This window comes from Phyllobacterium calauticae, assembly GCF_019991125.1.
Taxonomy (GTDB): Bacteria; Pseudomonadota; Alphaproteobacteria; order Rhizobiales; family Rhizobiaceae; genus Phyllobacterium; species Phyllobacterium calauticae.
Genome location: NZ_JAGENB010000009.1, coordinates 51384 through 66825 on the forward strand (window position 1 = coordinate 51384; position 15442 = coordinate 66825).

The 15442-nt window shown below is 53.0% G+C and carries 14 protein-coding genes and 3 pseudogenes; 8 read left to right on the forward strand and 9 right to left on the reverse strand.

Annotated features, from left to right (window positions below; genetic code table 11):
• Positions 1–69 precede the first annotated feature (69 nt).
• The gene (locus J1W56_RS22715) at positions 70–621 is read left to right on the forward strand and encodes a fasciclin domain-containing protein (RefSeq protein ID WP_223615567.1); all 552 of its coding nucleotides are present in this window, start codon (positions 70–72) and stop codon (positions 619–621) included.
• A 650-nt stretch (positions 622–1271) separates the two neighbouring features.
• Entirely contained in the window at positions 1272–2357 is a 1086-nt protein-coding gene (locus J1W56_RS22720) for a GGDEF domain-containing protein (RefSeq protein WP_223615568.1), read from the forward strand.
• A 1426-nt stretch (positions 2358–3783) separates the two neighbouring features.
• Here the strand turns inward: J1W56_RS22720 and J1W56_RS22725 are convergent.
• From J1W56_RS22725 to J1W56_RS22740, 4 genes and pseudogenes are all read right to left on the reverse strand, one after another.
• Positions 3784–4101, reverse strand: a complete 318-nt coding sequence (locus tag J1W56_RS22725) for a hypothetical protein (protein ID WP_223615569.1) — start codon at positions 4099–4101, stop codon at positions 3784–3786.
• Between the two features lie 207 nt (positions 4102–4308).
• Positions 4309–5493, reverse strand: coding sequence for an NAD(P)/FAD-dependent oxidoreductase (locus J1W56_RS22730; RefSeq protein WP_223615570.1), 1185 nt, complete (start codon positions 5491–5493; stop codon positions 4309–4311).
• Between the two features lie 106 nt (positions 5494–5599).
• Positions 5600–5689 (reverse strand): annotated as a pseudogene (locus J1W56_RS22735) (IS6 family transposase); the annotation flags it as partial.
• A gap of 124 nt (positions 5690–5813) precedes the next feature.
• Complete coding sequence (locus J1W56_RS22740; protein WP_223615571.1) at positions 5814–6251, reverse strand: GNAT family N-acetyltransferase; 438 nt, start codon at positions 6249–6251, stop codon at positions 5814–5816.
• A gap of 704 nt (positions 6252–6955) precedes the next feature.
• On the opposite strand from J1W56_RS22740, the gene J1W56_RS22745 reads away from it, so the two are divergent.
• The 3 genes from J1W56_RS22745 (at position 6956) to J1W56_RS22755 (ending at position 8916) form a co-directional block, all read left to right on the forward strand.
• The gene (locus J1W56_RS22745) at positions 6956–7183 is read left to right on the forward strand and encodes a hypothetical protein (protein ID WP_223615572.1); all 228 of its coding nucleotides are present in this window, start codon (positions 6956–6958) and stop codon (positions 7181–7183) included.
• 48 nt (positions 7184–7231) lie between these two features.
• Positions 7232–7540 (forward strand): hypothetical protein, encoded by a 309-nt coding sequence (locus J1W56_RS22750; protein ID WP_223615573.1) that lies wholly within the window; start codon positions 7232–7234, stop codon positions 7538–7540.
• Positions 7541–7767: 227 nt separating this feature from the next.
• Positions 7768–8916, forward strand: a complete 1149-nt coding sequence (locus J1W56_RS22755; RefSeq protein ID WP_223615574.1) for an HlyD family secretion protein — start codon at positions 7768–7770, stop codon at positions 8914–8916.
• A gap of 103 nt (positions 8917–9019) precedes the next feature.
• On the opposite strand, the pseudogene J1W56_RS22760 reads toward J1W56_RS22755, so the two are convergent.
• Both J1W56_RS22760 and J1W56_RS22765 read right to left on the reverse strand, forming a co-directional pair.
• A pseudogene (locus J1W56_RS22760) lies at positions 9020–9702 on the reverse strand (NAD(P)-dependent oxidoreductase).
• A 206-nt stretch (positions 9703–9908) separates the two neighbouring features.
• Positions 9909–10778 (reverse strand): SDR family oxidoreductase, encoded by an 870-nt coding sequence (locus J1W56_RS22765; RefSeq protein ID WP_223615575.1) that lies wholly within the window; start codon positions 10776–10778, stop codon positions 9909–9911.
• Positions 10779–10885: 107 nt separating this feature from the next.
• Between J1W56_RS22765 and J1W56_RS22770 the strand changes: the two genes are divergently transcribed.
• The 3 genes and pseudogenes from J1W56_RS22770 (at position 10886) to J1W56_RS22780 (ending at position 13634) form a co-directional block, all read left to right on the forward strand.
• On the forward strand, positions 10886–11785 hold the full coding sequence (locus tag J1W56_RS22770; protein WP_223615576.1) for a LysR family transcriptional regulator: 900 nt from the start codon (positions 10886–10888) through the stop codon (positions 11783–11785).
• Between the two features lie 859 nt (positions 11786–12644).
• Entirely contained in the window at positions 12645–12908 is a 264-nt protein-coding gene (locus J1W56_RS22775) for a hypothetical protein (RefSeq protein ID WP_223615577.1), read from the forward strand.
• A 113-nt stretch (positions 12909–13021) separates the two neighbouring features.
• A pseudogene (locus J1W56_RS22780) lies at positions 13022–13634 on the forward strand (flavodoxin family protein).
• Between the two features lie 182 nt (positions 13635–13816).
• Here J1W56_RS22780 and J1W56_RS22785 read toward each other — a convergent pair.
• Genes J1W56_RS22785 through J1W56_RS22795 form a run of 3 tightly spaced genes read right to left on the reverse strand, consistent with a single transcriptional unit; the run spans position 13817 to position 15414 of the window.
• Entirely contained in the window at positions 13817–14089 is a 273-nt protein-coding gene (locus J1W56_RS22785) for a response regulator (protein ID WP_223615578.1), read from the reverse strand.
• Positions 14082–15137, reverse strand: a complete 1056-nt coding sequence (locus tag J1W56_RS22790; RefSeq protein ID WP_223615579.1) for an HWE histidine kinase domain-containing protein — start codon at positions 15135–15137, stop codon at positions 14082–14084. Before J1W56_RS22790 ends, J1W56_RS22785 begins: the two co-directional genes overlap by 8 nt.
• Positions 15138–15144: 7 nt before the next feature.
• Positions 15145–15414, reverse strand: a complete 270-nt coding sequence (locus tag J1W56_RS22795; protein WP_223615580.1) for a hypothetical protein — start codon at positions 15412–15414, stop codon at positions 15145–15147.
• Between the last annotated feature and the right edge of the window lie 28 nt (positions 15415–15442).

The following is a 15442-nucleotide window of genomic DNA, read 5'->3' on the forward strand; positions in this document are numbered from 1 at the left end:
AACTAATTTGACAAGCCGTTCGTAACTCCGCTGCTTCCCAATCCAAGGGAAAGAACAGTGGAGAGAGAAATGTTCACCAAATCCATTCGCCTGGTTGCACTGGCATCTGTGTTGATTTCGGGAGCCGCGTTTGCGGAGAATCCGATGGTCGGCGGTGCACCCATGTACGAAAACAAAAACATCGTCGAAAACGCAGTGAACTCTAAGGACCACACGACACTGGTTGCAGCGGTCAAGGCAGCTGGCCTTGTTGAAACACTTCAGGGCAAGGGTCCATTCACCGTTTTTGCGCCAACCAATGAAGCTTTCGACGCACTGCCAAAGGGCACCGTCGACACATTGCTCAAGCCTGAAAACAAGGAAAAGCTGACCAAGATTCTCACCTGTCACGTTGTGGCGGCAAATGCCGATTCACAGACCATAATGAAGATGGTTGACGATGACAAGGGTGCACATCCGGTCAAGACGGTAGGCGGCTGTGTTCTCAGCGCAAAATACAAGGGCGACAAGCTCACTCTGACCGACGAAAACGGCACGGTTGCCAATGTGACGATTGCCAATGTGAAGCAATCCAATGGCGTCATCCATGTCATCGACAAGGTTCTCCTGCCCAAGATGTAACTTCATTGATTGTTTCCAGCCAATGTCAATGGCTGGAAACATATCTGCGGCATGCATGCCGGCCCATCGGAATCCCAAAGAGGGCAATGCCTGACCAATCTTTTTGGAACACAATCGATCCAGTAGCGTTTTTGCCACACGAGCTAATGGATACCCCCGTTGACACTGCTCGTAGAGACCCGGCCTTTGCAGAGACGCGCCGCCGGGTCTCGCCAAATATCCAATGCTCAAAGTAGATTTGGAAAGTGGGTTGTGGTCCTATGCCGCCACACAATCATGTGATGTCGTGATCTGAAAATGAAAAACCCGCATAATCCTTCAAACCCGTTGAGGACGTGATAAAGTGAGAAATATGAGTGCACTTCAACATGTCTCACACGTGTGCAGCCGGTCCTTCGACGTCTTGTTTATGACATCTTGAAGGTCGCTTACCCCATGTTATCACTTGCATCGATACAGGCCCCATACCGCATGCAGCGGGCGGGCATCGATCGAGTGGAGAAGCCCACTATGTGGACGAGCAAGATCAGCTGCATCAGAAATTCATTAAATACGAAGCCGATACAAAACATTGACGTTCTCTCAATAAACTGAGTAGTCAACGGTTTAAGCGAAAATCGATGTATATTTGAAAGATATAGAGGGACCCAATGGAACCTGCCGAATTGGCAATTGGTGTAATTCGAATCCTTGGCATCACAGCGCTTGTCGTCCTCAGTTACTCGTGGGTTCTGCGCACCTTTCCCAAAGGCACCGCGAAAGGCGCTGCCGTTGGTCTACTTTTTGGACTGGGCGGGATTGCTTCAATGAGCGATCCAATCTCATTTGCACCTGGCGTATTCTATGACGCTCGAACGGCGCTGTTGGTCCTTTCCTATTCCTACGGTGGACCGATCGGAACATTGATCGCAACTGGTCTTATGTTGATTTACCGCCTGTGGCTTGGGGGTATGGGAGCGATATCGGGATCAACATCAATATTACTCACAAGTCTCATTGGTTTTGCTTGTGCGATGATACCGGGTAGAGGCTGGAAATCGTGGCCGCTGCGATCAGCTGCTATTGGCTTGGCCGCTTCCGCTTCCTTTGTGACGCTTACGATGCTGCCTTCAGACGTTACGGCGCTGATCATTGGCATCCCTCTATTCACATTAATCATCGCAAATATTTCCAGCGTGATGGTTTTGAGCAATTTTCTGGAGCGCGAGAAAGTCAGGCAACGTCTGATGCGGGTTCTCGAGCATGAGGCAAGCGTGGATCCGTTAACGAAGCTTCAAAACCGCCGGGCTTTTGACAAAGCCGCTTTGCGCGCAATGAACGACAACAAGCTCAAATCGATCAAATCGGCAATCATCCTGATCGATATTGATCATTTCAAAGATGTCAATGATCTATGGGGGCATGAGATGGGTGATGTGGTGCTTGCAGAAGTTGCTGCCATCGTCCGCCGCGGCGTACGTAAGACGGACGTGGTTGTGCGTTATGGTGGTGAGGAAATCGCACTTCTCCTGCCCAATACGCCCCTCACAATCGCCGTCGATTATGCCGAACGCATCCGCTCCCAGATCGCCTCAGCGGAGCATCGTATGGGAAATGACTGTATCAGCGTCACGGTAAGTGCCGGCGTGGCAGTTCTGGGTGTAAGAATGTATGACATAGACGCCGTCATGAAGGCTGCCGACAAGGCACTTTATCGCGCGAAAAGCGGCGGACGAAACCGCGTTGAAACGGCGTGAGTATCCCGACCATGCATTGTAGACGCGTTGCCGGGTCCCATAAGGTCCAAACCAAAGTGGAGGCGATATTGATTATCACCACTCCAGAAGACCTAAATGCACACTACAATGACCTATTTAGGCTTGGTGACATCGAAGCTTTGGTTGAATTGTAAGAGCCAAGTGCGGTCCTGTGCCCATCTCCAGGACATCAACTCAAAGGTCTTTCCGAGATCAGGAACCAGATGAATAGATTGCTGAGCTTACAGGGTGAGTTGTCTGCGACCCAGCTATCATGCGTTCAACAAGACGGTCTTGCCCTGCTTCATGCCAACTGGTCTTTCAAAGGCAAAGACGCAAAGGGCAACCCGGTAGAAATGGGCGGGCTTTCCTCGAAAGTGGCTCAAAGAGGATCGGACCACTTGGCGTTATGTCATTGATATGCTGGCTGCGATGAAGAACCTATCGCCCTTCACGGAAATATGAACCTGCATTTTGTGCTACATTGATGAAAGCCGCTAGTGCAATGTTGAGGGCCGCCCACCTCCATCGCACTAGACGACTTGTCTCGCTGTATTAAACTTACGTCCTTATTCTGTTCAAGGGCAGCGAACGTGATGTCTGAGAGCACCAGATGGCAAATAATTCGGAGGGAATAGTTTGTATCGTTCTAGGTACCTCTTCCGAATTTTGATAATTTTGAGGAACCTCTAGTTCATCGCAGCGTTGATCTCCGACAATTGGAGGTATTGCGATGCTTACAGCAGCAGTTTTGTGGTGGTTGGGCGTTCCGCTTATCGTTGTAATATTAATTTTCTTCTTGTTTTTGCGGCGGCGCTAAATTTCGACCCGTGTGGAGATGACAAATATCGCTTCTTAAGCGATTCATTGGGATCGCCTTTGGAGGAACTAGCTGTTTAGTTTCGAAAATTGATGGATGGGATCAATGATGAAACGGCGGGGTCTTAAGTCCATTGTTTGCAGATGAATTGGTCTGGCGTAAGCGTCGCGAGCGTCTTGAGTGTCGAGTTGATTCATCAATACCAGTTCGCTTTGCGCACTCGACATAAGAAAATTGGTGCAATTTCGCTGGAACCAGAACCTGTCTCTGTGCATTTTGTGCGATCGATCCATAGGCAGTCTCGCACAGTGAAAGAATATGCGGTGATTTCTGCTTGAGATTGCTCCTATTCCCACTTCATAAGGACCCGGCCTGCTCGCTGTAGTCGCATCAAACAAGTGGGCTATTGGAGCCGATTGACGGGTCAGCACGAAACGGTAAAAGCGGGGGTGAATTTTACCCAGAAATCAACATCGAGCAACCTCGTGGGCTAAAGGGCGTGTGAGCACACCGCTCTCCATATGAAAAGGCGGCTCTGATGACGAACCGCCTTTACGCACTTATTGGGCTAGGACCGTCTTTGAGACGGACGATTGCCGATGGAAATCAATATCCTTGGTTATTACGACGATGACCATGTCGATAATCACGATTGCCGCGATGACCGTTCCAATTGCCATGACGGTCGCGACGGTTGTCATAATGCGGTCGGCGACGATCACTGCGATCCCATCCATGACGATTATGCGAGCGACGATCGTTATAATGTGGTCGACGCTTTTCCTGGTATTGGACCTGATCGACATTACTTACCGTTGGCGTCGCTTGGTGTGAAACCGGACCAGCAAACGATGAGACCACCGAAGTCAGACCAACCATTGTGGCGATGAAACCGCCGGCAATAAGTGAAGCAATTTTTTTCATGATATCTCCTATCGATACCACAATGAGATAACTGCAAATTTGTTCCTTGTTGCCGTGGGAAAAGAATCGTTAGCTCTTCGCCTGCACTTCAAAGTATACCGCAATCCCAGCCGGATTAAGCGGCATCCCTCGCTGCGCTGACTGAAACATGCTCAAGCATCGATCTATTTTTCCTTGAACGAATTAAACAGTTTACCAATTGTTTTATCAGCGCGTTTTAAACGCAAACAGATCGGCGTCCGCATCGCCGATCCCGGTGATCAGCCCGCGGATCACCTGCGCTGCGACCACGGAAAAGGTGATGCCGTTTCCGCCATATCCGAGCACGGCATAGCAGCGGTTCATTCCCGGTATCTCGCCGATTGACGGCAAGCCCGTATCGCTGGCTCCAAAACAGCCGGTCCAGGCAAAATCGGCTTCCGCGACCACATCCGGGAACATCTTCTTCAGCTTGCGCAGGATGGCTTTTGTCTTCGCCGGGAGTCTGGCGTCCCGCTTTGCCTCGTTCTCGAATTTCTCATCCTCGCCTCCGACGATGATGCGGCCGTCGCGCGTCGTGCGCATGTAGAGATAGGGTTCGGACGCTTCCCAGATCAGACATCGTTCCGGCCAGAGCTTGTGTTTTTGCGGGGGCGTTGCCAGAGCCCAGGTCGAGATGATCTGAGTGCCCTTTTGCGGCACCACATCGGGGATTTCGTAGCCCGTGGCATAGACGAGGTGCTTGCAGCGGATGGTCTGCCCGGCTTTGCTGGTCGCAATGACATGCCGGGCGTGTGATTCAACCGAGATGATATCAACAGGCGCGTAAACGGCAGCGCCACGCGAAACAGCCACCCGCAGATAACCATGCGCCAGCTTGCGCGGATTGGCTTCGATATTGTCAAAGCACATCAGGGCAGCAGCGCGATCGATCTGAAACCGCGACTTCAGTTCGTCGCGGCTCAGCAACTGCGTTTCAAATCCCGCGTGGCGGCGGGCATCCATCTCCCGCCGCAGCCCATCCCCATCGAGCATGTCCCCGGCAAGATAAAGCGAATCCCGGTTTTTCATTTCGCAGGATATGCCGAGGCGGCGGGTCCGCTCCCGCAGGATATCAACGGAGAGTTTCGAGCGGCGCCAGGCCCGCTCGGCATCGGCAAGGCCGATCGTCCTGGCAAGGACATGCAGGGGAACGTCAATTTCAAACTGCAACAGCGCCGTGCTGGCTGGTGTTGAACCGGTCACCGGTTTGCGCCGGTCGAACACGGCGACTGACATTCCGGCATCCGTCAGGCTTTCGGCGACGAGTGCCCCGCTGATACCAGCACCGACGATGGCCACATCGACCGTGATATCATGGGTCAGCACATCATAGCGAACGGTTTGCGCCGGGCGGCCCAACCAGATCGGCACGCCGGTTCTCAAATCTCGGTGCTGCGTCGCCATGGGAACCCTGATCTGCGAGGAAGTGACAAACCCGAACGGGACGCAAGGCTGTTTGGTTCCGTTACCGTTCTAGCTCGAGATTTCGCAAGCTTAGATTATAGGCAAGGTACCAACGGACGCACAACAGAATGACAGACTGATCGAAATGACGGCCCTTGAACATCACGCACACCCAAACTCACGGGAAAACACTATTGCACTTCAACATTGCATTTTTTTGCGACAGAACCACGCGGATGAAATGCGGCCCAGCAGACGACGGCCGCTTCGCGCCCCACTCTGAGAGGTTAGATTGCTAGGTTCAGGATTGGGCGTGCCCATGTCACCTTTATCGTTGGCGGTTTAATTCCAACGATCGTGGCACCCATCCTTTGGTAGAACCCGACCGAAGGTGGGTGAGAGACGATCTTAATTGAAGGAATGCCACGCCGCTTTGCTTCAGCCGCCATGTGTTGAAATAGCTTCGCACCTATTCCCGTTCCTTGAGCGTGATCCGCAACAAACATAAGGTCCAATTCCGGTTCGTCAGCCAGCGTTAGGCTGTAGAAGCCAGCGATATCGCCCTGAAGGTCAGCGACGTAGAAGACTTCAGCGTCTATCTGGGCGGGCGTGACAGCATAGCCGTCTAGAATGCTGGCGTAGTTGCCACCGTAGGCACTCGATTGATGCATCAACTGGGTAAGCGCCTTTGCGTCACCGCGTTCGGCAGGTCTGATCTTGAGCAATGTGCAACCCCTGAATCTAGCTCATCGCGAGTTCCATATCCGCTTTTAACAGCATCAAGCGCCAATTGCGACGGCCGGGATGAGGTCGCTAGAGCTGCCGGACGGTAACGCGCCGCCATTTTGGTCGTTCGCGCCTGTTGCTTGACATCCTGACACTTGCCCGTCTGATATCCAGTTGGCTATATCAACGATGGGATGGAAAGCGGCCTTCGCCGGCACCCTCAGGGCGGCATGCTGGACTTAGCTGCAATCAGATTCTATCGGCGTTTGGGTAACAATTTCGAACCTTAAGCTGAGACCATAACGTTTTGTGGGGCAGCCTGGAAAACGGGCTTGAGTCAGGTCGATTTAGGCTATGCAAGAGGTCGACGATATGAAGCATAATGCGGTCTGCCCCACAAAACGTTATGGTCTCCTTGTTGCCAATACAACGGTTTGAAATGGCTACAGATATTCATCGGTGCCGAGATTAGTCGGCGATGAATAGTAATATCCTGAATTGCAACTTTTAAGCGCTTCGAGATTCAATAGTTTAAGCTATTGATATATTTGATAAATTCTTAAAATTCTAGATTGACCCAGATATCAATCTCACTAGTATCGCCCCGGGCTCCTTTGGTCATAAATCGAGTCCTGCACAATTTCGCATACAACTTTAGCCGTTCCTTGAAAGGAAATGCCGATGATGCGTGAATTGACTGATCATGAAATTTCATTTGTTTCTGGCGGCGAAGGCGGTGGCGGTCGTGGTGATGGCGGCGGCAGCGGTGGCGGCGGTGATGGCGGCAGCGGCGGTGGCGGCGGGAACACAGGCAGCGGCTGGGGCGGAAGCATTGGTGGCCGAGTTGGCGGGGCCGGCGGCGGACTTCTTGGTGCCAGTATTGGTGGTCCCGTGGGTGGAGCCATTGGCAGTGTTGTGGGAGGCACGCTAGGCCAATTGGCTGGTCAAGAGATCTAAAGCGGATCGGCACAGACAGGATATGATACCAACGGTACAGGTATTGACGGTTTCGGCGGAACTGATCCCAACGGAACCTGGTAATACAGAAGCTTGTGCTGATAAAACTCCGGTCGGGGGCAGTTTCACTTTCCCCGACTCTCTACACTACAAAGAGGATTCGCGCATGAGATATCTTATTTTTGCTATTCTGATTGTCATTCTTATTTTTGCTATCCAGACGGCGGTAGATTTTTTTGCGATACCACGCCCACTCTGGGTAAACGGCTTAATATATGGTGTATCGGCACTGCTGGTCAGCATTGTCTTCAGGATCGATCGTCCTGCATAGCAATTGGTCCGCCTGAACCTCTCCTCCGTGCTTCACTCAGCCTCTGCAGGACTGCCATATCGACGTATTTCGATCGCGCTAGGAAACAGATAAGGGTCAGGACACTTGTTGGATAGAGCATCAAGAGCCGTCAATTCCATATCCGCAGCATTAGCGAGATCGTGCGAAGAATGCAGGACATGGTGTAGTGACCAATGTCCCAAGAGAAGAATTGACGAGCGCTGAGCATGGACGGCGGTTCTTCCCTCTTCCGTCAGGAGGCGATTGACCATCGCAAGGATAGATGGTTTGGCCGTCCGCAGTTGCTTCGGCCGATTTCTACTATCGTTGCAACATGGCTGGCGGTGATCTCGGTCGTCGCGATCGGATTGTTCATTGCATTTGGTGACTACACACGCCGTGTCCGTTTGAGCGGGACGGTCCAGTCGAGTGTGGGTGTCGTCCGGCTGGTTGCCCCCCAGACCGGACGGGTGGTTGCAGGAACAGCGAGCGAGGGACAACTGGTCAGGCAGGGAGAAGAACTCTACCGCTTGAGCCTGGACAGCACGACGTCTGGAGGCAATACACGCGCCAATATCATCTCAGAATTGCAGCTGCAGAGGAAAGAGCTTGTCGACGAGATCGAGCGGCGCAAGGCAATCGATCTCCAGCAAAAGGATGGGCTCAACAAACAAGCATTATCCTGGGAGAAGGAAATCGCGCAGGTTACAACCCAGATTGCGGTGACACAGAACTATGTGGATACGCTCCGCCAGCTCTCCGAGCAACTTGATAACGCCGTGGCCAAAGGCATCGTTGCCCAGCGTGAATATGAATCAAGACGCACCAATTTCATGGAGAAGCAGACACTTCTGGAAGGCTTGCGCCGGGATTTGATCCAGCTTGAAGCCAGACTCTCAGATGTGCGCTCAAAGCTTGCCAGCTTTGACGGAGAATCCGCGTCGACAATCAGTGGCCTTCACAGGCAGATCGCCATTGCAGGCACACCACTTTTGTCGATCCTGCCGGCAACAGGGCAACTCGAAGTGCATTTCTTCGCATCAAGTTCGGCAATTGGCTTTGTGCGCAAGGGATCGCAGGTTCTGTTGCGCTATGCACCCTTTCCCTATCAGAAATTCGGCCAGTATCCCGGAGTGGTGACGGAGATCTCACGGGTGGCCCTACGCTCTGCCGATGGCGAGAGTGCCATTCCGGCGCAAGTTGTGGGTCAGCAATCGCCAACGGGCTTTTACCGGGTAACCGTTCGGCCGGAACAGGAAACCGTCCTTGCATATGGGGCCCGGGAACCTTTCAGGTCGGCATGGACGTGGAGGCTGATGTATTTCTGGAAACCAGGCACCTTTATGAAGGGATACTGGAGCCGCTTTACAGCTTGAAGGGCAGTATCGGAACATCAATTCCGCAGAATCCCATTATTCTGCAAAGGCTTACGCCATGCTGGGGAGCATAACGTTTTGTGGGGCAATACGGAAAATAAGCTTAAGTCTTGTCTGGTATGGCTACGAAAAGTGCAAACTGGAGGCCGCGTAATTTGCTTGCCCCACAAAACGTTACGCTCCCCACGAACGACGCAACGTCTTGACGCGCGATAGCGCCACCATGGAAGTCACTCAAGTCCGTAAGCGTCCGTATCGCACCGCGTCCGGCTTCATTATTCAAGATTGAGGGCCGGACGATGGTCCAATCGAGGCCGCCGTCTTTGATGATGGCTTCCTGACGGTTCTTGTCGGCATAGACCTTGCGCAGGAGCAGAGGGAAAATCAGCTTGTCAAAAACAAAGCCGCCGTGTCCGGCGCTGTCGCCGGCGCCCATGCCGGTGATGGCAACAAGACGTAAATTCCCTTCTGCCTTGATGGCACTGATAAGCGCTCGGGTCGCTGTCGAAAGAAGGGTGACCCTCACGAAAGGGGCTCGCAGGTGTGCCGAGTGCGCTGATAACGGCATCCCGGCCTTTGATGGCCTGGCACAGCACTTTCTCATCCCTGGCGTCTCCTACGACAAGCTTTGCTCCTCCTAGATCCGTGGCCTTTTCCGGCGAGCGCACCAGGATGGTAACATCGGAGCCGCGGCTGAGGGCTTGGCTGACGATGGCGGCCTGTCGGCCCTGTGGCACCGAGGACAAGGATCTTCGGTCCGGCAGCGAAATATGTTTCAGGGCTGATCTGGTCATGATTTCTGTCCTTTGAAGAGACGGGGCGCCTTTCAAGGAGGCCGCCCTTCTGGTGTTGTGGTTGGTGGTGATCAGAGCCGGCCTTTTCAGGCCTGCTCGCGGGTCAGCTTCGTTTCGCCTTCCGGGTTCACCCAGACGGTCGCGGTCGAATAGACCATGACGACAGTCCTTGATTGTTCTGGTCGGGTACTGGCAACCTCAGCCAGAGGCAGCCGTTTCCGAGGCGAAGTTGCGATAGGAGCGGAGCGGCCTGCCCAGTAGGGCCGTCAGGCCCTCGACGTCGCCGCCCTCAGGAAGCATGCCGTCTGTCAGGAAACGTTCGCCCATCAAACGCATGTCGTAGGCCATCCACGCGGGCATGAACTGTCCGAGGCTCTGCTCGAACGCTTGCGTATCGCCGCCGCCGTAGCTGATTTGCCGATCAAGGACGTTGCTCCAGATGGCGGCGATATCTGGTCCGGTGAGTGTATTGGGACCGACCAGGTTAAAGCGGCTGAGCGGTAGCGGCTGTTCGGCCTGTTCGCGGCGCAGCAGCTCAAGGGCGGCGATCTCCGCGATATCGCGCACATCGATCATAGCGAGGCCCTTGTCGCCGACGGGCATCGGGTAGACACCATAGCCGGTGATGACGTCTTTGATTGTCAGATCGTTCTGGATGAAGTAGGCCGGACGCAGGATCGTAGCGTGAAAATCCATCTGTTCGATCATTCGCTCGACGCCGAACTTGCCTGCGAAATGCGGCACGTTCACGTAGACATCCGGGTGAATTACGGAGAGATAGACGATCCGTTCGATGCCGGCCGAGCGGGCGACATTGAGCGCAATTAATGCCTGGGTGAATTCATCCGGTACGACGGCATTCAGCAGGAACAACGTGGATACGCCGTCGAAAGCGCTACGCAGCGAGTCGACGTCGAGGAAGTCACCTTTCACGATGGCGACCCCCGCCGGGAAGCTGGCCTTGGAAGGATCGCGAACGAGAGCGCGGACGTCTGCGCCGCGGTCGACGAGGTGCTGGATAACTTGGCTGCCGATATTGCCTGTGGCGCCGGTAACGAGAATGGTCATTGGATTTTCTCCGGGTTGGTTGTGCTTGACACCCCGAATATGGCTGGCTCATTGTCGATCCAATAGACCATCAATCTAGACACTACGTCTCACCACTGGAACAGATCATGGACCTCGTTGCTCTTACTGACTTCAACCTTGTGGCCCGCCATGGTGGCTTCGGCAAAGCCGCGCGCGCCACCGGCCGGCCGAAGGCAACGCTGTCTCGACGCGTCACGGAACTGGAGGCCGCCCTTCAGCTTCGGCTGTTCGAACGGGGCGCGCGCAACCTAAAGCTCACCGAGGAAGGACGCGCCCTTTTTGAGCGAACAGCCACGCTGTTGACGGAGCTCGACGAGACGGCGGCCGCCATTGCATCTCGTGCTGAGAAGCCGCGTGGCCGATTGCGCATCAGCGCCCCACTCCACCTATCGCAGACCGCCATGGGCAAGATCGCGGCGGGTTTTGCGCTTAAATATCCGGAGGTGAGGCTGGAGATCACCACGGAAGACCGGGCTGTAGATATGATTGAGGAAGGCTATGATCTCGTGATCCGGGTCAATCCGGATCCGAACGAAAGCCTCGTCGGCCGCGCCTTTCTCCATGACCGCCTGGTAGTGGTTGCAAGCTCCGCTCTTCCCCGGGCTGCTGGCGACTTACCAGTGCCGGGCGTCGTGCGGGGAACCGCCGATCGACAGACTTGGAATATCATGTCCTCGAAAGGGGCTGCGAAGATCAAGATCGAGCCCGTCCTTGCCCTGTCGTCACTCCTGATGGTTCGAGATGCAGTGCGAGCCGGTGTCGGCGCCGCACGTTTGCCGATCTCGTTGGTGAGCCACGATCTGGCCGACGGCACTTTGCTGCACTGGGGCGATATCGAAGGATCGGAGATCTCGCTATGGGCGCTCTATCCATCGCGAAGGCTGCTTAGTGCCCGCGTGTCGGCTTTCCTGGAATTTCTCAAACAGGCATTCCCAAATGGCACACCAGAAGAGCTGGCTGCCTACTCAATTCCCCAAGACGTTTAGAAGACTTGACTGGCACCACCCATCTTTGCAAATAACAAACAAAAGGTTGAATTTATTGTTAAATTGTCTTAGCGCGCTAAGAGACAGCTCTTTTTCTTGCCCCCTCGAACGTCGATCTATTATTCGCTTATTCCTTGCGCGACCCCGGGGACGGGTCGCGCGGCGAACTCTTCTGCAGCGATAGGGATCACCTGCTGTGTCGCGGAATACTCGACGGAGGTGAGCACGGCGAAACACCATTGCACAACCTGTGTGCGTCCGGCGAAGTCAGTTGGAATCAGCCTCCCGCCTGTTGAGTTTCAACCTAATTTGATCGACTTTTCCATTTCGCTTCGACCCCACGGAAAGGCAGAAACCCCATGTGTTCACTTATGCTCAACGTCACAAGACTGGATCACGAACAGACGGAAAAGTGGTTCAATTGGTGAGGCAAATCAACATTCCGAGGCCTCAATTGGGCTGCAATGTTTTTATGAGAGCGATTCAACTTACGCAGGATCAAGAGCTCTGAAGTAGCCTGACAGCTTTTTGGAAAAAGCGATGCCTTCGTCAGGCCACGCCAGATGTTGATCTCGAGGAAAATCAATTCATCTGCACGTGATCGAACCGGTGTTGCGCAAAAGGCCAAGAGGCGGTCTGCGCATCGCTATTTCAATAACTCATGGCAAAGCTTGGCAGAGTGTTGAAGGCAATTTTGCTAGTATTGTTGTATCGATGAACAGATCTGGAAGAGATAGGGACTACACCTAATTTTCGTTCGGCCATAAGCCAGTGGACGGCCTAAAAATGGAACACTTTTCTAAGCCGATCGTTGATGATCGGGTAATTTTGCCCAGAATAAGATATTCGGGAGAAAACAATGTTTAAAGCTTTATTGGTTGCATCCCTCCTTGGCCTGACCTTTGTACCGTCAGCATTTGCTGAAGACGCGATGAAGTGCAACGACACCAGCATGATGAAGATGAAGGCCGACATGGACAAGATGACAGAGCCGGCCATGAAGGAAAAAAAGACCATGGCCATGAAGGAAATGGACATGGCAAAAAAATCCATGGAAGCAAAGAAAATGGATGAATGCGCAATGCACATGGGCAACGCTGAAAAAGCTATGAAGAAAATGTGATCTGAACGTTCCCACGATTGCAGCGAGAGGGCGAAGCTTAGCGGCTTCGCCTTCTCGAATTAAGAAGGTGATACGGTCGTTAAAGTTCTCAATTGGATCAGCCGGGCAAAGCCATGATACTTACCGCAGTTGCGTTGAATGCTACTCTCAAACCAACCGATTCATCTTCTACGCAAAAGATGATTGATTTGGTGCTGGACGCCATGAAGGAACAGGGGGTTGACGGAGTTACGGTCAGGCTCACCCAATTTGATGTAAGGCCGGGTGTATCATCGAATGAAGGCAGTGGTGATGATTGGCCGACTATTCGCGAGCATATTCTGGCGGCTGATATACTCGTGATGGCCCCGCCGATCTGGATGGACCAACCTTCAAGCGTGTGCAAACGAGCGTTGGAACGTATTTGGACGCTTTTCTGGATGAAACCGATGATCAAGGCCGTATGGTTTCTTACGGCAAGGTTGCTGCGGTCGCCGTCGTTGGCAACGAAGATGGTGCACATCATGTATCGGCCGAACTCTACCAGGCTTTGAATGACGTGGGCTTTTCGCTCGCACCTAATGCCGTTGCATACTGGGTTGGTGAAGCCATGGGAGATGTAGATTTCAAGGACTTGAAATCTACCCCGAGGCTGTGACAAACGCAGTTGATCTGCTCGCACGCAATACGGTTCATTTGGCCAATCTTTTGGCAAAGGCCCTGTATCCCGGCAAGACCAGCAAGTAAGTTTTGGTCAACGCCTATAGGAATAATCCACAATCGAAAGCCACAATAACTTCGGATTCTCGCTGCTTGTCACGATGCTCGCACGAAGTTAACTATGAAGAAGCCTGGTCAATAACCCAACAAGCTCGTTAAAAACAAATGGCTTCCGTATGACAGCACGGTGAGCATAGCCGTCCCAAATGTCATGTGAACTGTTCCCCGTGGAAAAGATGAAAGGCACGCCGCGCATGACCAGAGCGTCGGCCACCGGCTGACTTTTCTGGCCATTCAAATTCATGTCCAGCATGGGCAGCGTCAAAGTTTTGCTGACCAATCAGCGCAATTGCTTGTTCATTCGTTGCGGCTGTGGTGACAGATTTGCATCCCAGATCGGAAAGCATGTCTTCAATCATCATGAGGATGAGCATTTGATCTTCAACGACCAATAGCCGACGATCGGAAAGTAAACTATCCATGTGGCGGTGCCTCTGATACAGGAAAATTCATGGTGCAGAGCACGCCTTCGGCCGGATATTCAAGGCGAACAATGCCGTCCAATTCTTGAGCCAGACCTGTTTCGATCATGCGCGAGCCAAATCCCCGACGAAGAGGCTGGGCGACAACAGGGCCGCCCTTCTCCTGCCATCTCAACACCAGTCGGCGACCTTCAGACGCATCCTTGATGTCCCAAGTGATGGTTACAGACCCCGTTTCATCGGAAAACGCCCCATACTTGATGGCATTGGTGGCCAGTTCGTGAAACGCAATACCAAGTGCCAGCGCGATTTTGGGTGAGAAGAGAATGTTGCTCCCCTTGATGACAATGCGCTCTGCCCGGTCTCCAGTCATACCGAACGGTTCCAAGGCATCGGCAATCACATCGAGTAACCCTGTGTCCTTCCAATTCTGCCGCGTCAAAAGGTCATGTGACCGGGACAACGCCTGCAAGCGTGATTCAATGGCCTGCTGAATGGTTTTTGGATCAGCGTCCATTCGCAAGGCTTGCCAGACAATCGATTGAACCGTCGAAAGCGTATTCTTTACGCGATGATTGAGTTCACCGATAAGCATTTTGGAATGGGCTAGCTCGTCCCTGTGTTTGGTAAGGTCCACAAACGAAGCAAAATACTGCACCGTAGTGCCTGCCTCATCTTTGACCGGGCTTATAAATATCGCAGCCCAGAATTCACTTCCGTCTTTGCGGCGATAGAGAATTTCGGAGTCATGATCGGCATGTTTTGCAAAGTTGGCTCTTACATCGGCCAAAGCCGCAGCATCTGAAACGTGCGCCAGCAAAAAATTGAAGTTTTGGCCCAGTACCTCCTCCAACTCATAACCAGTCAACTCCAAAAAACTGTCATTGGCAAAGATAATCGGGTGGTCGGGCGCCCTGGCATCCGTAAATACCATCGCCATTCGCGTTGTTTCAGCAGCAACCACGAATGGACCGAGATCGTCGCTGAAACCCTTCACGTCCGCTTCAGCATGTTTTTGTTCGTCGCTCTTATCGGCGATATTTGACATGGTATGCTTATCCGGTTTGGCGGGTGCGCGGCGTAATGCTGGAAAGAGACGCTACGGCATCAAAACGTCTTTCGCTGCGCGCTGCACGATCAGCGATCTCTTCCACATTGCGTAATTTCAAACCAAATAGCGCGATAACTGTCCTGCCCAGGCGCTGCGCATGGATGTCTGTTTTGGGTGAACGGCCGAGAACGTTTGAGGCAAGGTCGTGTGCAGATTGCATCACGCGCCAATCATCAGCCGAATACTGGACGAAATTTTGGTACCGAGTGCGCATGCTTTTATCCCTTGTCTGGGCGAAAGCA